The organism is Sphaerisporangium sp. NPDC051017 (assembly GCF_040683095.1).
In the GTDB taxonomy this organism is placed as follows: Bacteria; Actinomycetota; Actinomycetes; order Streptosporangiales; family Streptosporangiaceae; genus Sphaerisporangium.
The window spans coordinates 21423-40841 of sequence record NZ_JBFBCI010000016.1 but is presented as its reverse complement, the minus strand read 5'-3'; the positions used below and the strand labels follow the sequence as shown (position 1 = coordinate 40841).

The 19419-nt window shown below is 72.2% G+C and carries 17 protein-coding genes and 2 pseudogenes; 14 read left to right on the top strand and 5 right to left on the bottom strand.

What is annotated here, in order from left to right; all coding sequences use genetic code 11:
• Positions 1 to 11 precede the first annotated feature (11 nt).
• From AB0M95_RS15830 to AB0M95_RS15770, 13 genes and pseudogenes are all read left to right on the top strand, one after another.
• A complete protein-coding gene (locus AB0M95_RS15830; RefSeq protein ID WP_363764348.1) occupies positions 12 to 2177 on the top strand; it encodes a heavy metal translocating P-type ATPase in 2166 nt (721 codons plus the stop codon).
• A gap of 7 nt (positions 2178 to 2184) precedes the next feature.
• Positions 2185 to 2874, top strand: coding sequence for a 3-oxoacyl-[acyl-carrier-protein] synthase III C-terminal domain-containing protein (locus AB0M95_RS15825; RefSeq protein ID WP_363764564.1), 690 nt, complete (start codon positions 2185 to 2187; stop codon positions 2872 to 2874).
• Positions 2875 to 2879: 5 nt separating this feature from the next.
• Positions 2880 to 3125, top strand: coding sequence for a phosphopantetheine-binding protein (locus AB0M95_RS15820; RefSeq protein ID WP_363764345.1), 246 nt, complete (start codon positions 2880 to 2882; stop codon positions 3123 to 3125).
• Between the two features lie 48 nt (positions 3126 to 3173).
• A complete protein-coding gene (locus AB0M95_RS15815) occupies positions 3174 to 4037 on the top strand; it encodes a TauD/TfdA family dioxygenase (RefSeq protein ID WP_363764343.1) in 864 nt (287 codons plus the stop codon).
• A pseudogene (locus AB0M95_RS15810) lies at positions 4034 to 4375 on the top strand (FcoT family thioesterase); the annotation flags it as partial. The gene AB0M95_RS15815 and the pseudogene AB0M95_RS15810, both read left to right, overlap by 4 nt.
• A 22-nt stretch (positions 4376 to 4397) precedes the next feature.
• A pseudogene (locus tag AB0M95_RS15805) lies at positions 4398 to 5189 on the top strand (AMP-binding protein); the annotation flags it as partial.
• Positions 5187 to 5636, top strand: a complete 450-nt coding sequence (locus AB0M95_RS15800) for a hypothetical protein (RefSeq protein ID WP_363764561.1) — start codon at positions 5187 to 5189, stop codon at positions 5634 to 5636. The pseudogene AB0M95_RS15805 and the gene AB0M95_RS15800, both read left to right, overlap by 3 nt.
• Before the next feature lie 24 nt (positions 5637 to 5660).
• A complete protein-coding gene (locus AB0M95_RS15795; protein WP_358510081.1) occupies positions 5661 to 5912 on the top strand; it encodes a phosphopantetheine-binding protein in 252 nt (83 codons plus the stop codon).
• Positions 5905 to 10299, top strand: coding sequence for an amino acid adenylation domain-containing protein (locus tag AB0M95_RS15790; RefSeq protein ID WP_363764341.1), 4395 nt, complete (start codon positions 5905 to 5907; stop codon positions 10297 to 10299). The genes AB0M95_RS15795 and AB0M95_RS15790 overlap by 8 nt, the downstream gene beginning before the upstream one ends.
• Entirely contained in the window at positions 10296 to 11744 is a 1449-nt protein-coding gene (locus AB0M95_RS15785) for an MFS transporter (protein ID WP_363764339.1), read from the top strand. Before AB0M95_RS15790 ends, AB0M95_RS15785 begins: the two co-directional genes overlap by 4 nt.
• 85 nt (positions 11745 to 11829) lie before the next feature.
• The gene (locus AB0M95_RS15780) at positions 11830 to 12912 is read left to right on the top strand and encodes an ABC transporter substrate-binding protein (RefSeq protein WP_363764337.1); all 1083 of its coding nucleotides are present in this window, start codon (positions 11830 to 11832) and stop codon (positions 12910 to 12912) included.
• Positions 12913 to 12915: 3 nt separating this feature from the next.
• Positions 12916 to 14037 carry an iron ABC transporter permease gene (locus AB0M95_RS15775; RefSeq protein WP_363764335.1) on the top strand — a complete coding sequence of 374 codons (1122 nt, stop codon included), beginning with the start codon at positions 12916 to 12918 and terminating at the stop codon, positions 14035 to 14037.
• Positions 14034 to 14807, top strand: coding sequence for an ABC transporter ATP-binding protein (locus tag AB0M95_RS15770; RefSeq protein ID WP_363764333.1), 774 nt, complete (start codon positions 14034 to 14036; stop codon positions 14805 to 14807). The genes AB0M95_RS15775 and AB0M95_RS15770 overlap by 4 nt, the downstream gene beginning before the upstream one ends.
• A gap of 137 nt (positions 14808 to 14944) precedes the next feature.
• Here AB0M95_RS15770 and AB0M95_RS15765 read toward each other — a convergent pair whose 3' ends face one another.
• From AB0M95_RS15765 to AB0M95_RS15745, 5 genes are all read right to left on the bottom strand, one after another.
• Positions 14945 to 15526: a sigma-70 family RNA polymerase sigma factor gene (locus AB0M95_RS15765; RefSeq protein ID WP_363764330.1), complete on the bottom strand. Its 582-nt coding sequence runs from the start codon at positions 15524 to 15526 to the stop codon at positions 14945 to 14947.
• Positions 15527 to 15652: 126 nt separating this feature from the next.
• Positions 15653 to 16207 (bottom strand): MFS transporter, encoded by a 555-nt coding sequence (locus AB0M95_RS15760; RefSeq protein WP_363764328.1) that lies wholly within the window; start codon positions 16205 to 16207, stop codon positions 15653 to 15655.
• Between the two features lie 225 nt (positions 16208 to 16432).
• Positions 16433 to 16993: an MFS transporter gene (locus tag AB0M95_RS15755; RefSeq protein WP_363764325.1), complete on the bottom strand. Its 561-nt coding sequence runs from the start codon at positions 16991 to 16993 to the stop codon at positions 16433 to 16435.
• Positions 16994 to 17101: 108 nt separating this feature from the next.
• Complete coding sequence (locus AB0M95_RS15750) at positions 17102 to 17734, bottom strand: cadmium resistance transporter (RefSeq protein ID WP_363764322.1); 633 nt, start codon at positions 17732 to 17734, stop codon at positions 17102 to 17104.
• A gap of 145 nt (positions 17735 to 17879) precedes the next feature.
• The gene (locus AB0M95_RS15745) at positions 17880 to 18680 is read right to left on the bottom strand and encodes a thiolase family protein (RefSeq protein ID WP_363764558.1); all 801 of its coding nucleotides are present in this window, start codon (positions 18678 to 18680) and stop codon (positions 17880 to 17882) included.
• Here AB0M95_RS15745 and AB0M95_RS15740 point away from each other — a divergent pair.
• Entirely contained in the window at positions 18561 to 19418 is an 858-nt protein-coding gene (locus tag AB0M95_RS15740) for a phosphate acyltransferase (RefSeq protein ID WP_363764555.1), read from the top strand. The genes AB0M95_RS15745 and AB0M95_RS15740 overlap by 120 nt on opposite strands.
• The last annotated feature ends 1 nt before the right edge of the window (position 19419 follow it).

Genomic DNA, 19419 nt, shown 5'->3' with positions numbered 1-19419 from the left:
GGGGACATCTCATGGACACCATCACGACGGATCTCGGCATCGGCGGCATGACCTGCGCCTCGTGCGCGTCACGGATCGAGCGGCGGCTGCGCAAGCTCGACGGGGTGTACGCCGTGGTCAACTACGCGACGGAGAAGGCGAGCGTCACACACCCCGCCGACATCGACCCGGAAGCGCTGGTGGCCGAGGTCGAACGCGCGGGCTACACGGCCCATGTCGCGCGTCCCGACCAGCCGGAGGAGCGGGACGGGATGGAGCTGTGGAGGCAGGAGACGCGGCTGCTCCTCTCCGCCGCCTTCGCGCTCGGCGTGGTCGTCCCCGCGATGGTGCCCGTTCTGTGGCTCCCCGGCTGGGAGTGGGTGTCCCTCGCGCTGTGCCTGCCGGTCGTCGCCTGGGGCGGGTGGCCGTTCCACCGCGCGGCGCTGACCAACCTCCGGCACGGGGCCACGACCATGGACACGCTGGTGTCGCTCGGCTCCCTGGCCGCGTTCGGCTGGTCGGTGTGGGCGCTGATGACCACGCCCGGCCACGTGGGCCATGGTTCGGTGTACTTCGAGGTGGCCGCCGGGGTCACCGTCTTCATCCTCGCCGGCCGTTACATCGAGGCCCGGGCCAAGCGCCGGGCCGGTTCGGCGCTGCGCGCGCTGATGGAACTCGGCGCCAAGGACATCGCCCTGCTGGTGAAGGGCCGCGAGATCCGCGTCCCGGTGACCCAGGTGAGGCCCGGCGACCGGTTCGTCGTGCGGCCGGGTGAGAAGATCGCCACGGACGGCGTGGTGACCGAGGGCATGTCGACGGTGGACGCGAGCCTGCTCACCGGCGAACCGGCGCCCGTCGAGGTCGCGCCGGGGGACGAGGTCGTGGGCGCCACGGTCAACATGAGCGGCCGGCTGGTCGTGGAGGTCACGCGGGTCGGCGCGGAGACGCGGCTGGCGCGGATCACCCGCCTGGTGGAGGCCGCGCAGGAGCGCAAGGCGCGGGCGCAGCGCCTGGCCGACCGCGTCTCGGCCGTCTTCGTGCCCGTGGTCATCGGCCTGGCGGTGCTCACGTTCGCCGCCTGGATGCTCGCGGGGGGCGACGGCACCTCCGCGACGCGCTCCGCGATCGCCGTACTGATCATCGCCTGCCCGTGCGCTCTCGGACTGGCCACGCCCACGGCCCTGCTCGCCGGTACAGGGCGCGGCGCGCAGCTCGGCGTCCTGGTGAAGGGGCCCGAGTCGCTGGAGCGGACTCGGCGCATCGACATGGTCGTCCTGGACAAGACCGGGACCGTGACCACCGGCGTGATGACGCTGTCCCATGTCGCGGCCGGGGACGGTGAGGACACCACCGAGGTCCTGCACCTGGCGGGCGCCGTGGAGAGCGGGTCGCAGCACCCGATCGGGCGCGCCATCGCCGAGGCCGCCGACTCGCCGTACACCGTGGAGGACTTCATCTCGCTCCACGGCCTGGGCGCCCAGGGGGTCGTGGCGGGCCGTGGGGTCCTGGTCGGACGCCCCAGCCTGGCGGCCGAGCGCTGGGGCGAGCTGCCGGAGACCTTGGCGAAGGCGGTCTCCGCCGCCGAGGCCGGGGGCGCGACCGCCGTCGTCGCGGGGTGGGACGGGGCGGCGCGCGGCGTCCTGGTGCTCGCCGACGAGGTCAGGCCGGGCGCCGCCCACGCCGTGCGGAGGCTGCGCGAGCTCGGCCTGGACGTGATGCTGCTGACCGGCGACAACCCTTCGGCCGCCGAGATCGTCGCGGCCCAGGTCGGGATCGGCCGGGTGGCGGCGGGAGTCCTGCCGGAGGGTAAGGCCGAGGTGATCCGGGGCCTGCGGGGCGAGGGGCGCGTGGTGGCCATGGTCGGTGACGGGATCAACGACGCGGCCGCCATCGCCGAGGCCGACCTCGGGATCGCGATGGGCACCGGTACGGACGTGGCGATCGAGGCGGCGGACCTGACGTTGATCCGGGGTGACCTGCTGGGCGCGGTCGACGCGATCCGGCTGGCCCGGCGCATGCTCGGCGTCATCAAGGGCAACCTGTTCTGGGCCTTCGCCTACAACGTGGCCGCGCTGCCGCTGGCCGCGTCCGGCGCGCTCCACCCGATGATCGCCGGCGGCGCGATGGCGGTGTCGAGCGTCTTCGTGGTCCTCAACAGCGTGCGGCTCTACCGCTTCCGGGCGGAGAGCCGTTCCTGACTTCGACCTGAGCGCGGTGTGCTCCGGCTTCCTCTACGGCCTCGCCGTGGCGGACGGCTTGATCGGTACGGGAGCGGCCGGCCGGATCCTGCTGATCGGCGCCGACACGTTCTCCACCATCCTGAACCCCGGCGACCGGAGCACCGGCGCGGTGTTCGGCGACGGCGCGGGCGCCGTGGTGCTGCGCGGCGGAGACCCCGCCGAGGCGGGCGCGGTCCGCCACGTCGAACTCGGCAGCGACGGCGGGCTCGCCGACCTGATCACCGTGCGGGCCGGAGGATCCCGGCTGCGGCGTCAGGACGCCTCGGCCGCCGAGGCGTGGTTCGCCATGCAGGGGCAGGCCGTGTACCGGCACGCCGTCCGGCGGATGACCGCCTCGGCCCGGGACGTGCTCGACCGCACCGGCTGGACGCCGGACGACGTCGATCTCTTCATCGCGCACCAGGCCAACCTGCGCATCCTCGACACGGTGGCGGCCGAGCTGGGCATCGGCCCCGATCGGGTCTACGCCAACGTGCAGGACGTCGGCAACACCGCGGCGGCGTCAATCCCGCTGGCGCTCGCCCACGCCGTGACGGACAAGGCCCTGGACGAGGGCCATCGCGTGCTGCTCGCCGCGTTCGGCGGCGGCGCCACCTGGGGAGCGGCCACCCTCGTCTGGCCGCGGCTGACGTCCGACCACTTCGAGCAGGGATGAACGACATGGATCCCGAGTACGTGTCCGAATTGATCGACGAGTTCGTCGCCGACCTGGCCCCCGACGTGCGGCGGCCCGTCCCGCCGACGGCGGCACTGAAGGACGTGGGGATCGACTCGCTGAGCCTCATGGACCTGCTGTCCCTGCTGGAGCGCAGGACGGGGGTCGAGATCCCCGACGACGCGCTGCCGGAGATCTCCACTGTTCAGGACCTTCTGGATCATCTGGCCGCCGCGCGGCCCCGCGTCTGACCGGCTCTCCAGCTGCCACCCACCCCGCACACGTACAAAGGGCGCACCATGAAGATCACACCGCAGGACGGCGGTTTCGGTGTCATCGTCGAGGACTTCGACCCGACCTCCGAGGCCGACGTCAAAGCTCTGAAGGACACGGTGTACCGCGAGAAGATCGCGGTGCTCAAGGAGCAGGACCTGGCACCCCGGGCGTTCCTCGCCCTCGGGAGCAGGCTGGGCACGCCCGAGGCGTACTACGAGCCGATCTACCACCACCCCGAGGTCAAGGAGGTGTTCGTCTCCTCCAACGTCGGGTCGGGCGAGCAGCGGATCGGGGTGCCCAAGACGGGCAAGTTCTGGCACGCGGACTACCAGTTCATGCCCCGGCCGTTCGACATCACCCTGATCTACCCGCAGGTCGTGCCGGCGAAGAACCGGGGGACGTACTTCATCGACATGTGCCGGGCGTACGAGAACCTCGGCGCGGACCTCAAGCGGGCGGTGAAGGACACGACCGCGACCCACAGCGTCCGGCGGTACTTCAAGATCCGCCCCACGGACGTGTACCGGCCGATCTCCGAGGTCCTGGACGAGGTGGACCGCAAGACGCCGCCGGTCGAGTTCCCGACCGCGCTGCCCCACCGGCACACCGGCGAGACCGTGCTCTTCGTCAGCGAGGGCTTCACGCAGTCGGTCCGGGACGCCGACGGCAGGGAGGTGCCGGACCTCCTCCACGAGCTGCTGGCGGCCAGCGGCCAGCTGGACACGACGTTCGAGCACCCCGCCATCCACCTGCAGACCTTCGAGCGCGGCGACCTGCTCGTCTGGGACAACCGCAGCCTGGTGCACCGGGCCCTGCACACGACGGCCCCCGAGCCCGCGGAGTCGTTCCGGGTGACGGTGTACGACGAGCCGGGGTCGCCCTCGTGACCGCTTCGGCGCTCGCGGTGCGTCACGACCACGACGAGGCGCTGCTGTCGCGGGTGCTGCGGTGCTACAAGCCGCACTGCCGGTACCTGAAGTCGATGACCGTGGACGTCGAGGGCGAGGTCGTGCGGGGCACCGGGGTGTTCTCGATCCCCGAGTCGTGCTACATCGACGACACCGGGCACCTCAACGCCGTCGAGGTCAACATCTGTTACAACCAGATGCTGTACCAGGTCGTCGCGACATCCGTACGGCACGGGATCGGGCCGGTCTTCGGGACCTGGACCATGGACGACTACTGGCGGCGTCAGCTCCCGGACATCCTGATCGCCAGATTCCAGAGTTCCTTCACGGGACTCGGGCAGCCGCCTGCTGTTCGTCGACCAGGATCTGCGCGCGGTGGCGGACAAGGCGTCCCCCTCGCCGGACCTGGCGGTGGTCGGGGCCGATCCCGAGGACTTCGCCGCCTGGAAGGCGCCGCACCCTGGAAGCGACCTCGCGCCGGACGCGGGGCCCGAGACGCCGATCGTCCAGCTGTACACGAGCGGCACCACCGGGCTGCCCAAGGGCGTGGTCCTCGCGCAGCGCAGCCTCTTCGCCATCCGGGACGCCCTCGCGGGCGAGGGGCTGGACTGGATCGACTGGCGCGCGGGGGACCGGAGCCTGATCGGCATGCCCGGATTCCACGTCGGCGGCGTCTGGTGGGCCATGCAGGGGTTCAGCGCAGGTGTGACCAACGTGGCCATGCCCTGGTTCGAGAGCGCGGGCGCGGTCCGGCTCGTCCGGGAGCTCGGCGTCACGACCGCGTGCGTGGTGCCGTCGATGCTGCGGCTCATGCTCGTCGAGCCGGGCGCGGACCACGAGACGTTCGCCGGCGTCCGGAAGATCGTCTATGGCGGGTCGCCGATCAGCGAGTTCCTGCTGGAGCGGGCGCTGCCGGTGTTCGACTGCGACTTCGCCCAGATCTACGGCCTCACGGAGACCGGCAACACCGCGGTCTGCCTCCCTCCCGCCGACCACGTGCCGGGCAGCCCCCGCCTGCGGGCCGCCGGGCGTCCGTACCCGGGAGTCGCCATCAAGATCATCAATGACGCCGGGGCGGAGCTGCCCGCCGGCGAGATCGGCGAGGTGTGCCTGCGGACGCCCGCACGCATGCTGGAGTACTGGGGGCTGCCGGAGGCGACCGCGGCCACCCTGGTCGACCGCTGGATCCACACGGGCGACGCCGGCTACCTGGACTCCGACGGTTACGTGTACATCTGCGACCGGCTGAAGGACATGATCATCGTCGGCGGCGAGAACATCTATCCCACCGAGATCGAGAACGTCCTGGCCAAGCACCCCGCGGTCGCCGACGTCGCCGTGATCGGGGTCCCCGACGACCGGTTCGGCGAGGCGGTGCACGCGTTCGTGGCCCTGCGCCCGGGGGAGGCGGCGCGGCCACGCGACCTGATGGTGTTCTGCCGGGACCGCATCGCGAGCTTCAAGATCCCCAGCCGGTTCGAGTTCGTCGACCGTGTCCCCCGCAACCCCAGCGGCAAGATCCTCCGCCGCGAGCTGCGCGACCGGTTCTGGGCCACGAGAGATCGCCGGGTCAACTGAGTCCGGGTGCCGAAAGGAACGACGATGACCATCCCGCTCACCCAGGCGACCGTTCGCGCCGACATCGCCGAGGCGCTGTACATGGAAGCCGACGAGCTCACCGAGACCGACAACCTGTTCCTCGCCGGCCTCGATTCCATCCGCCTGCTCACCCTCGTCGAACGCTGGCGCGAGTCCGGCGTGGAGCTGACGTTCGTCGAACTGGCCGAGCAGCCGACGCTCGCCGCCTGGTGGGAGATGCTTTCCACGCGCCAGGCGGGGTCGACCCATGCCTGACGGCGCCCCGCAGGCCACCTGGTGGCCGCTGTCCGCGGCGCAGTACGGCATCTGGACCGGCCAGCAGATCGACCCGCAGTCGCCCGCGTACAACACGGCCGAGTACGTGGACATCCGCGGCGACGTCGACATGGAGGTCCTCGCCGCGGCGATCCGCCGGGTGGTGGACGAGACCGAGGCGCTGAACGTCCGGTTCGGCGAGGACGACGGCACGCCCCGGCAGATCGCCGACCGGCCGGAGTGGTCGGTGCACGTCGCGGACCTGCGCGGCGCGCCCGACCCCCTGGCGGCGGCCGAGACGTGGATGGCCGAGGACATCGCGCGGCCGGTCGACCTCGGCGCCGACGTCCTCTTCGGCCACGCCGTGTTCCGGCTCGAAGACCGGCGGTACCTGTGGTACCACCGCGTCCACCACATCCTTCTCGACGGGTACGGCCTGGCGCTCGTGGCCCGGCGGGTCGCCGACGTCTACACGGCGCTGGCCGGGGGACGGGAGCCCGCCCCGCACTCCTTCGGCACCCTGCGGTCGGTCATCGACGAGGACCTCGCCTACGCCGCCTCCGAGAGCCACACGCGAGACCGGGACTTCTGGGTGGCCTACAACGAGGACCGCCCGGCGCCGGTCACCCTGGCCGGCCGCACGGCGCCGCTGGCCCGGCACGTGCTCCGCCAGGCCACCGACCTGGACCCGGAGACCACCGAGCTGCTGCGCAAGGCGGCGGCCGAGGCCAAGGCCAACTGGAGCGACGTCCTGGTCGCGGCCATCGCCGCCTACCTCCACCGCATGACCGGCGCGGCGGCCGTGTCCGTGGCGCTGCCCGTCATGCTGCGCATGGGGTCGGCGGCGCTGCGCGTGCCGTGCATGGTGCTCAACGTCGTGCAGCTCTGGGCGGAGTTCGACGAGCGGACGACCCTGGCCACGCTCACCGCCCAGGTCGCCGAGCACATGCGGCGCGGTCGGCGCCACCACCGGTACCGCTACGAGCAGTTGCGCCGCGATCTCAAACTCGTCGGCGGCGACCGCAAGCTGTTCGGGCCGTCGGCCAACATCATGCCGTTCGACTACGGGCTCCGGTTCGCCGGGCATCCGGGCGTCGTCCGCAACGTCTCCGCCGGGCTGGTCGAGGACCTCGCGTTCAACGTGTACGACCGGGCCGACGGGGACGGGCTGCGCATCGCCCTCGACGGGAACCCCAACCTTTACTCGCTTTCCGACCTGGACCTGCACGTCCAGCGATTCGGAGCCTTCCTGCGCCGGTCCGTCCTCGCCCCGGCCACACCCGTGCGCGAGGTGGAACTGCTGCTCGACGACGAGCGCCGCCTGGTGCTGGAGCAGTGGAACGACACGGCCCGGGCGTGGCCGCCGGCCACCCTGCCGGAACTGCTGCGGGAGCGCGCCGCGCGTACCCCCGGCCTGCCCGCGCTGGTGGCCCGCGACCGCGCCGGGGCGTCCGTCACGCTCACCTTCGCCGAGCTGGAAGACCGCGCGAACCGGCTCGCCGGGGTGCTCGCCCGGCACGGCGCGGGGCCCGGCGAGCGCGTCGCCCTGCTGCTGCCCCGGACCGCCGACGCCCTGGTCGCCCTGCTCGCCGTGCTGAGGACCGGCGCGGCGTACGTCCCCATCGATCCCGATTACCCCGGCCCCCGTGTGGCGTTCATGCTGGAGGACTGCGAGCCGCGACTGGTGCTCACCGTGGCGGAGCTCGCCGGTGACCTTCCCTCCGTGCCGGGCACAGCCGTGCTCGTGCTCGACACGCTGGACGAGATCGGCGGCGGGGGACCATCCGGCGGGCCCGATCCCGACGAGCCGTTGTGCCTCATCTACACCTCCGGGTCGACCGGGCAGCCCAAGGGCGCGGTGCTGACCCACCGGGGCATGGTCAACCTGTTCCACCACCACCGCACGGAGATGATCGAGCCGGAGGTGGCGCCGAGCGGCCGTCCCCGGTTCCGCGCCGCGCTCACCGCCTCGCTGTCGTTCGACACCTCGTGGGAGGGCCTGTTCTGGCTGCTGGCCGGCCACGAGCTGCACTTCGTCGACGACGACGCGCGCCGCGAGCCGGAGGAACTGCTGCGCTACATCGCCCGCCACGACATCGACTTCCTCGACATCACCCCCACCTACGCCGAAGAGCTGATCACCGCGGGACTGCTGCGACCCGGCGTCCGGCGGCCGGCCGTCATCGCGCTCGGAGGTGAGGCGGCGGGCGCCTCGCTCTGGACGGCACTGCGCGGCGCGTCCGGGATCTCCGCCTACAACCTCTACGGACCCACCGAGTGCACGGTGGACACCGTCTGGGCGCGGCTGCGCGACAGCGATTCCCCGGTCATCGGCCGCCCGGTCGCGAACTCCCGCTGTCACGTGCTGGACGACGCCATGCACCCGGTGCCGCCGGGCGCCGTCGGCGAGCTGTACCTCGGCGGGACGCCGGTCGGCCTCGGCTATCACAGGCGGCCCGAGCTGACCGCTTCCAGATTCGTCGACGACCGGTTCGGATCGCCGGGCTCCCGGATGTACCGAACCGGCGACCTCGCGAGATGGCGGCCGGACGGAACGCTGGAGTTCCTCGGACGCGCGGACGACCAGGTGAAGATCCGCGGCTTCCGCATCGAGCCGGGCGAGATCGAGGCCGTGCTGGCCGGGCATCCCGGCCTCGCGCAGGCGACCGTGGTGGTCCGCCCGGACCACAACGGCCAGGACCGTCTGGTCGCGTACGTCGTGCCCGAGCCCGGCGCGGCGCCCCCGGATCCGGCCGCGCTGCGCCGGTACGCGGCCGAGCGGCTGCCGGACTACATGGTGCCGCCCGCGTTCGTGATCCTCGACCGGCTGCCGACGAACGCCAACGGAAAGCTCGACCGCGCCGCCCTCCCCGCGCCGGCGACCGAGCTCGCGGCCGTGCGCCGCCCTCCCCGCGATGAGCGGGAGCGCGCCCTGTGCGACCTGTTCGCCCAGGCCCTGCGCCTTCCCGAGGTCGGCGTCGACGACGACTTCTTCGTCCTGGGCGGCCATTCGCTGCTCGTGGCCCGTCTGCTGAGCGGGATCAGAAACCTGTTCGGCGTCCGGCTGGGGATCCGGGACGTGTTCGAGTCGCCGACCGTGGCCGCCCTCGCGCGGCGCATGGACGCGGCCGAACCGGCGGACGGCCACCCGTGGGCGGGCGTCGATCTCGACGCCGAGGCCGTTCTGGACCCCGGCGTCACCACCGAGGGGGCCGCCCCCGTGGACCCGGTGACGGCCCGCGAGCCGCGGAGCGTCCTGCTGACCGGAGCGACCGGCTTCCTCGGCGCCTTCCTGCTGCGCGAGCTGCTGGATCGCACCCGGGCCCGGGTGTACTGCCTGGTACGCGCCGAGGACGAGCGGCAGGCGGACCTGCGCCTGCGCGCGACGGCGCGCCGTTACCTTCTCCCGGAGGACGGCTTCGACGAGCGCGTGGCGGCGGTGCCGGGCGACCTGGAACGGCCCGCGCTCGGCCTGACCCCCGATCGGTTCCTGGAACTGGCCGAGGAGATCGATCTCGTTGTGCACAACGGCGCCAGGGTGCACCACCTGGAGCCGTACGCGCGGCTGCGGGCGGCCAACGTCGCGGGAACCGCCGAGATCCTGCGGCTCGCCACCACGGGCAGGCTCAAGCCGGTCCACTACGTGTCCACCTGCGACACCGCCTACGCGACCGACGGCAACCCGCCCACGTTGACGGAGGACCGGCGGGTCGGATCCGGATCCTTGACGCGCAACGGATACGTGGCCAGCAAGTGGGTCGCCGAGGGCCTGGTGCTGGACGCCGCCCGGCGCGGCCTGCCGGTGATGATCCACCGTCCGAGCCGGGTCGGCGGACACTCGGTCACCGGCGCGTGCGGTCCCGACGACGCCTTCTGGAACCTCGTCCGGGCCATGATCGTCCTCGGTGCCGCGCCGGACGAGGGCGGCGGCACGGCCGGGCACGTCGACCTGGTGCCGGTGGACTACGTCGCCGCCGCCATCGTCCACCTGACCCGCGGCGGGACCCCGGGCGCCACCTACCACCTGACCAGCCCGGATCCGCCGGCCGTCGCCACCGTGCTGGACACGCTGCGCGAGCTGGGCCACGACCTGGAGCGCGTGCCCGCCGCCGAGTGGAGCCGCCGCCTGGCCGCGGAGGCGGAGCGCGCGGCCGACGCGGGCGACTACACGCTGGCGGTGGCGAGCACGCACAACGGCCGGCCCGCCGGGGGCGGCGGCCCGGTGGTGTTCGGCCGGGAGAACACGGTCGCCGCGCTCGGGGATTCCGTGCCCTTCCCCGCCGTCGACGCCGCCGCCATCAGCGCGTGCGTCGGCTACTTCCGCGACGTGGGGCTGTTCCCGCGCCCCGCTCGTTCCGCCCTCTCGACACCGGAACAGGAGACATGACCACCTCGCAGCTCGACCAGCCGGTCGCGACCCGGCGCGACTGGGCGGGCCTGGCGGTGATCCTCTGCGCGACCTTCATGGGTCAGGTGGACGGCTTCATCGTCACCCTCGCCGCCCCCTCCATCCAGCGCGACCTGCCGGCCGGCTTCGACCAGATCCAGCTCGTCGGCGCCGCGTACGTGCTGGCCTGCGCGGCGGGGCTGATCACCGGCGGCAGGATCGGCGACCGGTACGGCCGGCGGCGCACCTTCCTGGCCGGCGTCGCCGTCTTCACCGCGGCGTCGCTGGCCTGCGGGCTCGCGCCCAACGCCGACCTGCTCATCGCCGCCCGCTTCCTCCAGGGGGCCGCCGCGGCGGCGCTGGTCCCGCAGGAACTGGCGCTGATCCGCGCCATGTTCGCGCGGGACGGCGAACGCACCCGGGCCATCGGCGTCTACGGTGTCGTCATCGGCCTCGGCGTGATCTGCGGGCTCGCCGGTGGCGGGTTCCTGGTGCGCATGGACGTCGCCGGGCTCGGGTGGCGGACGGCGTTCCTGATCAACGTGCCCATCGGCGCGGTCATCCTGCTGCTCGGCCGGGGCACGATTCCGGAGAGCCGGTCCAGCCGTGCTCCCACGCTGGACCCGGCCGGGGTCGCGCTCACCGCGGTCGCGCTGCCCGCGCTGCTCCTGCCCTTGGTCATCGGCTCCGGCTGGGTCTGGCTGAGCGTCGTGGTGGCGGTGGCCGCGCTGGCCGCGCTGGTGCCGCAGCAGCGGGCCGTGGCCGCCAGGGGAGGAGAGCCGCTGTTCCCCCCGCGCGTGCTCGGCGCCCGGGGAATGCTCGCCGGGCTGGCCGCCATCCTGACGTTCTTCGGCGGGAACGCCGGCCTGTTCCTGGTCTTCACCTACTACGTGCAGACCGGGCTGGGCATGGATCCCCTCGCCGCCGGGTTCATGCTGGTCCCGCTCGGAGCGGGATTCTCCTTCGGCTCGTCGGTCAGCGGGCGCCTGGTGGCCCGGTTCGGCCCCTTGGTGCCGGTGGCCGGTTACGCGTTCCTCGCGCTGTCCCTGCTCGCCCACATCCCGGTCGTGTGGGGGGCGCCGGGGGCTCAGCCGGTCCTGCTCGCCGTGGCGATCGGGGTGGTCGGGCTCGCCGAGGGGCTGGTCGTCTCGCCGCTGATCGCCGGCATCTTCGACCAGGTGGCCCCCGACGACGCCGGCGCGGCGTCCGGAGTCGCCTCGACCGTCACCCAGTTCGGCCTCGGCACGGGGTACGCGGCGATCGGCACCTGGTACGGCCTCGTCCTCGGTGGCACGCCCGGTGCCGCCGACGCGCCGTCCGACCTCGGAGCGCACGTCCAGGCGTACACCGCAGCCATCCTCGTCCTGAGCACGCTCGCATTGATCACCAGCGGCTTGTGCGCGTTGCGCCTCACCGGGCGGCGCCGGCTCGAACCCGCAGGCTGACGCCGGGTTCGCGGGAACCGGAACGAGCCGCGAAACGACCACTTCTTCAGGACGTCCGAAACAAGATTTCAAGGAAAGGCCCGACATGATGCTCAAACCGGTCATCGTTGCTGGGATGGTGGCGATGGTCGTCATGACCGCGACGGCATGCGGGGAGACCCCGCGAGGGGACGGCCAGTCCGCCGCGCCCGCTGCCACCGCGACCCCCGTCGCGGCCGATGCCACGCGGTCGTCGGGCGAAGGCAAGACCCGGTACCCGCTCGTTTTCGACAACTGCGGCAAGCAGTACACCTTCGCCAAGGCGCCGAGCCGGGTGGTGGTGATGAACGGCGGATCGGTCGCCGAGGTCTCATCCCTGCTGGAACTGGGGCTGGGGGATCGGATCACGGTCAACGCCCAGTCCTATGGCGCCTCCGACGTACCCGGCCGCGCCGAGGCGATCAAGGTGCTGCCCACCGGCGGCATCAAGCTGAGCGAGATGCAGGACATACCGCGCGAGACGATGCTGAGCCTGCGCCCGGACTTCGTCATCTCCACCTACGACGGCGGGTTCGCTGCCAAGTCCGGGTACGCCACCCGGGAGGACCTGGGCAAGATCGGCGCGAACACCTACGCCCCGGCCAGCGCCTGCGGCGAGTCCGGCATGGTGACGGGCTCGCCGACGGTCGACAGCAGCTACCAGATGCTGCGCGACTTCGGCCAGATCTTCGACGTCCCCGGCCGCGCCGAGCAGATCATCGCCGCCTCGGAGCAACGCATCAAGGACGTCACCGCCAAGGTCGCCGGGAAGCCCGCCAAGAACGTCATGATCGTCTTCCCCGGCATGGGCGCCGACGACTTCAGCTCCATCGCCGCGGCCGGCATCTGGAACGACGTCCTCGGCAAGGCCGGGGCGGTCAACCCGTTCGCCGCCGACGCCAAGGGCGCCCCGTTCGTGACCGTGGGCAAGGACGAGCTGGCCGCGGCCTCGATCGACGCGCTCATCGTGGTCAACTACATGAACCCCGACCCGGAGGGCAGCGCCAAGAAGATCCTCGCGCAGTTCCCGCAGTGGGAGGCCACGAAGAGCAACCGCTTCCTGATCCTCTCCGACTCCATCTACTTCGGGCCGAGCAACGACGTGGCGGTGGACAAGATCGCCCGTCTGGTCCATCCGGACGCCTTCTGACCCATGGCGCGCACCCCACTCCCCAGGCTCACCGGATCCGGCCCGCCTCCCGCGCCCACCGCTTCCGGCGGGCACGGCGGGCCGGCCCATCCCGCCCCGCTCGGCCGGACCAGTCGTGCCGCTGCCGTGGCCGCCTGCGCGGCCGTCCTGGTCGCCGCGGCGCTGGTCGCGGTGTGCGTCGGATCGGTCACCGTGACGCTCCCGGACACCTGGCGGGTGGTGGCCGGGCATCTGACCGGGGAAACCGCTCACCTCGACCCGGTCCTCGACCAGATCGTGTGGGAGTTCCGCATCCCCCGCACGCTGCTCGCCGTGCTGTGCGGCGCGGGGCTGGCGGTCGCCGGCGCGGTACTCCAGGCCGTGGCCGACAATCCGCTGGCCGACCCGTACGTCCTCGGCCTGACCTCCGGGGCCTCCCTCGGCGCGGTGATCGTGATCACAACGGGCGCGGGGGTCGCGGGCGGCGTCGGAGTGTCGTTCGCCGCGTTCCTGGGCGCCATGGCGGCCGTCGGGCTGGTGTTCCTGCTGGGCAGGCAGCACGGCGGCATCAACCCCAGCCGGCTCATCCTGGCCGGCGTCGCCGTCGGGTACCTCCTGCTGGCCGTCACCAACTACCTGCAACTGCGGGCCAACCCGAACGAACTGCGCGCGATCATGTTCTGGACGCTCGGCAGCGTGGCGGGCGCGACCTGGAGCCGGCTCGGGCTGGTCGCCGTCGTCGTCATCGTCACGGTGGGCGCGCTGACGCTGTCCGGCAGGCGGCTCAACGCCCTGGCCACCGGCGACGAGCAGGCGATCGCGCTGGGTGTCGACGTGCGCGTCGCCCGTCTCGTCCTGCTCGGGCTCTCCTCGCTGGTGACGGGCGTCCTCATCGCCGAGGTGGGAGGCATCGGCTTCGTGGGGCTCATGATCCCGCACCTGGTGCGGCTGGGATTCGGGGCCGACTACCGGCGGGTGCTGCCGCTGTCCGCCCTCGTCGGGGCGTCCTACCTCGTCATCGTCGACCTCCTGTCGCGTACGGTCGACTCCCCGAACGAGCTGCCCATCGGCATCTTCACCGCCGCGTTCGGCGCGCCGTTCCTCCTGTGGCTGCTCCGCCGGCAGAACGCGGGGTCCGGCCCATGAAGCTCGATCTGTCGGACATCGAGGTCGAGCTCGGCGGCGTCTCGGTGCTCCGCGGCGTGACCATGACGGTCCCGCCGGGAGGCGTCGTCGGCCTGGTCGGCCCCAACGGCAGCGGCAAGACCACTTTGCTGCGGACGGTGTACCGATCCCTGCGCCCCGCCACCGGCGCGGTGCTGCTCGACGGTGACGACATCTGGCGCCGATCCGTGCGGGAGGCCGCCCGGACCACCGCGGCGGTCCTGCAGAACGGCTCGGGGTCCGCCGGGCTGTCCGTCACCGAGGTGGTGGCCCTCGGCCGCACCGCCCATCACGGCCTGATCAGCCGTGAGACCGCGGCCGACCGCGCGATCGTCGCCGAGTCCCTGGAACGGACCGGCGCGGAGGACCTGGCCGGCCGGATGTTCGACTCCCTCTCGGGCGGCGAGCGTCAGCGGGTGCTCCTCGCCAGAGCCCTGGCGCAACAGCCACGCCTGCTCGTCCTGGACGAGCTGACGAACCACCTCGACATCCGCGCCCGGTTCGAGATGCTGGACCTGGTCCGGGACCTGGGGATCACCACGCTGGCGGTTCTGCACGAACTCGACTTCGCCGTCCGGTACTGCACCGGACTGGTGGTGCTGAACCGAGGCGAGGTCGTGGCCGCCGGCCCGGTACTGGAGGTCCTGACGCCGACGGTGCTCCGCGAGGTCTTCGGAGTCGATGCCACCGCGGAACGCCACCCGGACGGCGTCATCCGCATCACCTACCACGCCAAGCCCCTCGCCGGCTGAGCTCAGCGGTGGTGCGCTCCGGATGCGAGGCCGGGGCCGCTCCGGTCCGGGGCCGCCAGAGCGAGCCTGCGGCCCGCCACGGGTTCGAGGACCTGCGGGCCCGGCGGCATCGCGCCGGGGCCCGCACCGGTCATGGGTCAGGCGGCCTTCTCGGCCTCGGCCAGGGATGTCATGAGCTGGTCGCGGGCCCGGGCCACGCGGGAGCGAATCGTCCCCACGGGACAGCCCATGAGTTCGGCGGCCTCGGCGTAGGGCAGGCCCGCGAGCTGGGTGAGGACGAACGCCGTACGCCGCTCGTCCGGCACCTTGTCCAGCAGGTCGGCCAGGGCGACGCCGTCGTCCGCGCCGGGCAGGTCGCGCGGCTGGTGTCGTTCGGCGGCGATCTGCCAGTCAGGCACGTCGGCGATGACCGGGCGCGCCGCCGCCGTCCGGAATCGGTCGGCGACGACCCGGCGGACGATCGAGAACAGCCACGTGCGCGCCGAGCAGCGCCCGGCGAACCGGGGGAGGCTGCCCAGGAGCCGTAGGAAGGTCTCCTGGGTGAGGTCTTCGGCCTGCTGCGGGTCGGTGAGGTAGGCGGTGAACCGCCGCACATCTGGGTAGACCTCGCGGGCGAACGCTTCGACGTCCGCGGGTCTTCCTTCTCGTGCGGCGAGGGCGAGAACAGTCAGGCGCCCGTTGCGGTCGGAAGGTTCGTATCCGCCGGCGGCAAATTCCATTGGTGATCGATCCTTGAGGTCATGGGAGAGTGCGTGCGCTCCGGCCGGTCCTGGGCGCGCGGCGGCGGCCGGGCGGAGGGACTCCGTCCGGAGGGCACGATCGGGTGAACGGCTTGCCGCGAAAGGTCAGGCGGCGGCGAACCGCGGCGGGGCACGCCCGATCACGGTGTGCCGAAGCGGCGCGGAGCGCCGGGGCGCCGGAGCGCGGTCTCGCGCGCGTCCCAGCCGTGGTGGGGGATGCGCGAGCAGGACGAACACGACCGGCAGGAGGCGGACGGCGAGCCGGCGCAGGGTCGCCCAGAGGGCGGCCTCACCGCGTGACAGCCACAGGGCCGACATCACCATGGCCCAGCCGTGTGTCACCACCATGCCGAGGCCGGGCACCAGCTCCGAATGGGCATGCGTCCCGGCCGTCCCGGCCAGTGGTGCGATCAGCGGTGCGGCGGAGAAAACGACATGGAGGACGGCCTGTACTCCTGCCAGGAGCGGCAGTACCACGGCCATGCCTCGTTCGCGGCCGGTGACGGGCAGCGCCGCCGCCAGCGCGATCCCCGCGGCGAGCACCGCCACATGGGGAGACACGGAGCCCCCGCCGAGCAGGTGGCCGAGAACGCCCAGGCCCAGACAGACCACGGCGAAGACGGTGGCGCGGGCCAGGCGCAGCATCACCGCGGCGGACATGACACGTAAGACCGGCCGCGGGCGGCGCCGGGGGAGGGAAAGCCCCTACCCGGCCGGCGGACCGCCGCGCCCATCGGTACGGCGGAATTCACGGCGGGAGTCTTGGTACGCGAAACCAACGCGAGCTCCAAGGTGAAAGTCCCGGACAAATCCAGGCATGACCGGATCGGCGCCGCGCGGATCTGCGGGGCGCCCGCTCACCGGTGTGCCGGCCTCGCGGACGAGTCAGCCGGCGATGGCGGGCAGCGGCGGTCCGCGCCGGTGGATCCCCGGCGCCGTCTCCCACGCGGGATGAGGCCGGGGCACGGAGGGCGGCACCGCCGGAGCGCCCGGGAAGACGGTACGGTCCGCCGTGGCGAGCGACCAGCGCAGGAGCGGGAGAGGGGCTGCGGCCCACAGGCGTATCAGGAGCCATGCCGCGCTCTCGCCGCGGTAGAGCCACCATCCGGACACCAACGCCACCGTGAGGTGGGCCAGCGTCATGCCGAACGAGAGGTGACCGTGCTCTTGTCCCAGCAGGGTCGGCAGCGGGTGCGAGGTCCAGGCGAACATCTGGTGGAGCAGGAACTGCGCCGCGGCCGATGTCCCCAGCATGACCTCGGGCCCGCGCTCCCGTCCGTTGAGCGCGTACGCCAGGCCGCAGACGCCGGCCGCCCCGGCGAGCAGGACCGCCGGATCGACGTGCCCGCCGCCGGCGAAGGCGTGCCCGGCCGCGGAGGCGATCAGGCACACCGTCGCGAAGACGATGGCCCGCGCCAGGCGCAGGAGCGGCTTCGCTGCGGACACGATCACCATAGTGACAGGCGGACGGCACATCGAGAAGAGCGATGACGACTATTGAGATCGGCAAGCCGCGGGCGCAGGCCGTTTCAGGCCGACGATGGACGAGCAGGCTCAAAAGATCTTGCCGAGGACGCCGGACTCGATCACGATGAGCGATCCGATGAGCATGAACACCGCCGGGACGATCCAGTGTCCGTACCGCTCGACGATGGTGACGACCTTCTGATGTGAGCCCAGCCAGGAACCGGCCAGGCACCACACGGCGACCCCGGCCACGAACACGGCGATGGTCACCAGCGTCGCGCCCATGCCGATGGAACGGAAGACGGGCGTGTAGACGGAGATGTTGTCGGCGCCGTTGGCGACCGTCACCCCCATCACCGGCACAAGTCCCGAGGCCACCGCCGGTGAGGGATCGTCGTCTCCACCGGCACGGGCCCGGATCGCCTTGACCATGCCCCAGCCGCCGAGCGCGAACGGCACCAGGCCGAGCAGGCCGACATGGTCGTCCGGCACGATGGTCAGACCGAGCGCGGCCACCACCGACACCAGCACCAGCACACCGACGCCCAGGTACTGGCCGGCCCAGATCTGCCAGGCCTTCGGCAGGCCGCCGGCCCGCATCGACAAGAACAACACCGTCAGCACGATGATGTCATCGACGTTCGTACCGGCGAATATGCCCGCCGCGGCCACCACGGTGCCCCAGAGCCCGTCCACGAGGGCCCAAGCTACAGTGCACATCACCAAACGGTTAAAAGTTCTCGGGTTCCTTCATGATCGACCTCAGCACGTCCAGCGCGGCGACGTTGCCGGACCCTCTGCTCATCCCGGCCTCGGCCGCGCTCCGTGGACTGCAGCGCCGTCCACGTGCCGAAGAGCCGGGCGGTCACACGCGGCGGAAGAGCGCAGCGAGCGCCTGGCCCCCGCCGATGCACATCGTGACGACGCCGAGTTCCAGATCGTGGTGGACGAGGTATTTGGCGACCCGCAGGGTGAGGATCGCGCCAGTGGCCCCGACCGGATGGCCGAGTGCGATGGCCCCGCCGTAGGGGTTGGTCTTGTCCGGGTCGAGCCCGGCATCGCGGATCACCGCCACGGCCTGCGCGGCGAACGCCTCGTTCAACTCGATCACGTCGATGTCGCGCGGGCTGGTGCCTGTGTGCTCGAACAGCTTGCGCAGCGCGAAGACGGGGGCGTAGCCCATGAGCTCCGGCTCCATGGCCGCGGTGGCCACGGCCTCGAGGCTGACCAGGCCACGCAGTCCTCGCTGCTCGGCGACCGACTCCCGGGCGAGCACCAGTGCCGCCGCGCCGTCGTTGATGCCGGAGGCGTTGCCCGCGGTGACGCTGCCGCCTTCCTCGAACGCGGGCCGCAGCCGGGCCAGGGCCTCCAGCATGGTGTCTGGCTTGGGGTGCTCGTCCGTCTCGACCATGTACCGCCGGCGGCCGCTCACCTCGACCGGCGTGATCTCCTCAGGGAAAGACGCTGTCGCTCGGTCTGCTCGAACTGCGGATCCCGGTGACCGACGACGACTCCGCTGCCGTGGCGGGGACCGACCGTGCCGCGCATCGCCTTCGGTGACGCCACGGACCGGCGCGTCCTCGACGCCGCGGCCATCGTGCGGGACGCGGGCATCGTGCCGGTGCTGGTCCGGCCCGACTGTACGCGCACGTCCTCGCTGGGGAATGTCGCGCCGGGCATCGAGACCGTCGATCCCGGAGATACGGATCCGTTGGCCTTCCTGGCCAGGTATGTGCGCAGCGGAGCGGCCGACGCGGGCATCGCGGGCAGCCTCAGCACCAGCGCATCCGTAATCCGTGCGGGGATTCGGGGCCTCGGTGCCACCGGCTTGGTGACCGGTTGCTTCCTGATCGACCAGGGTGGCGCGGCGGTTACGTACGCGGACTGCTCGGTCGTGCCCGACCCGACCGCCGAGCAACTCGCCGAGATCGCGGCCGCCGCTGCCGATCATCACCGGGCACTCACACGTGAGGTCCCCCGGGTCGCGATGCTGTCCTTCTCCACCGGCGGCAGTGCGGAACATCCCGCAGTCGAGAAGGTGCGCCGCGCCACAGCCCTGGTCCGGCGGCTGCGACCCGATCTGACGGTCGAGGGCGAGCTTCAGTTCGACGTCGCGGTCGATCCGGGTGTGGGGAGCCGGAAGCTCCCCACCTCCGAGGTGGCGGGCCGAGCCAACGTGCTCGTCTTTCCCAGCCTCGACGCGGGCAACATCGCCTACAAGGTCGCCGAGCGCGTGGGTGGGGCGCGGGCCATCGGCTCTTTCGTACTCAACCTTTCCGCCCCCTGGGCCGACGTGTCGCGCGGCTGCTCCACGGCCGACCTCGCCGACACCGCGCGCCTGCTCGCGCGGGCCGCGTGCCTGCGGCGGCGGAACCGCTGTGAACCGAGTGAGAGGACGACTTGAC

What these genes read in the sequence shown, in the direction of transcription:
- AB0M95_RS15830 (WP_363764348.1), top strand. Translation starts at nt 12, where the DNA reads ATGGACACCATCACGACGGATCTCGGCATCGGCGGCATGACCTGCGCC.
- AB0M95_RS15820 (WP_363764345.1), top strand. Translation starts at nt 2,880, where the DNA reads ATGGATCCCGAGTACGTGTCCGAATTGATCGACGAGTTCGTCGCCGAC.
- AB0M95_RS15815 (WP_363764343.1), top strand. Translation starts at nt 3,174, where the DNA reads ATGAAGATCACACCGCAGGACGGCGGTTTCGGTGTCATCGTCGAGGAC.
- AB0M95_RS15800 (WP_363764561.1), top strand. Translation starts at nt 5,187, where the DNA reads ATGCTGGAGTACTGGGGGCTGCCGGAGGCGACCGCGGCCACCCTGGTC.
- AB0M95_RS15795 (WP_358510081.1), top strand. Translation starts at nt 5,661, where the DNA reads ATGACCATCCCGCTCACCCAGGCGACCGTTCGCGCCGACATCGCCGAG.
- AB0M95_RS15790 (WP_363764341.1), top strand. Translation starts at nt 5,905, where the DNA reads ATGCCTGACGGCGCCCCGCAGGCCACCTGGTGGCCGCTGTCCGCGGCG.
- AB0M95_RS15785 (WP_363764339.1), top strand. Translation starts at nt 10,296, where the DNA reads ATGACCACCTCGCAGCTCGACCAGCCGGTCGCGACCCGGCGCGACTGG.
- AB0M95_RS15780 (WP_363764337.1), top strand. Translation starts at nt 11,830, where the DNA reads ATGATGCTCAAACCGGTCATCGTTGCTGGGATGGTGGCGATGGTCGTC.
- AB0M95_RS15775 (WP_363764335.1), top strand. Translation starts at nt 12,916, where the DNA reads ATGGCGCGCACCCCACTCCCCAGGCTCACCGGATCCGGCCCGCCTCCC.
- AB0M95_RS15770 (WP_363764333.1), top strand. Translation starts at nt 14,034, where the DNA reads ATGAAGCTCGATCTGTCGGACATCGAGGTCGAGCTCGGCGGCGTCTCG.
- AB0M95_RS15765 (WP_363764330.1), bottom strand. Translation starts at nt 15,526, where the DNA reads ATGGAATTTGCCGCCGGCGGATACGAACCTTCCGACCGCAACGGGCGC.
- AB0M95_RS15760 (WP_363764328.1), bottom strand. Translation starts at nt 16,207, where the DNA reads ATGTCCGCCGCGGTGATGCTGCGCCTGGCCCGCGCCACCGTCTTCGCC.
- AB0M95_RS15750 (WP_363764322.1), bottom strand. Translation starts at nt 17,734, where the DNA reads ATGTGCACTGTAGCTTGGGCCCTCGTGGACGGGCTCTGGGGCACCGTG.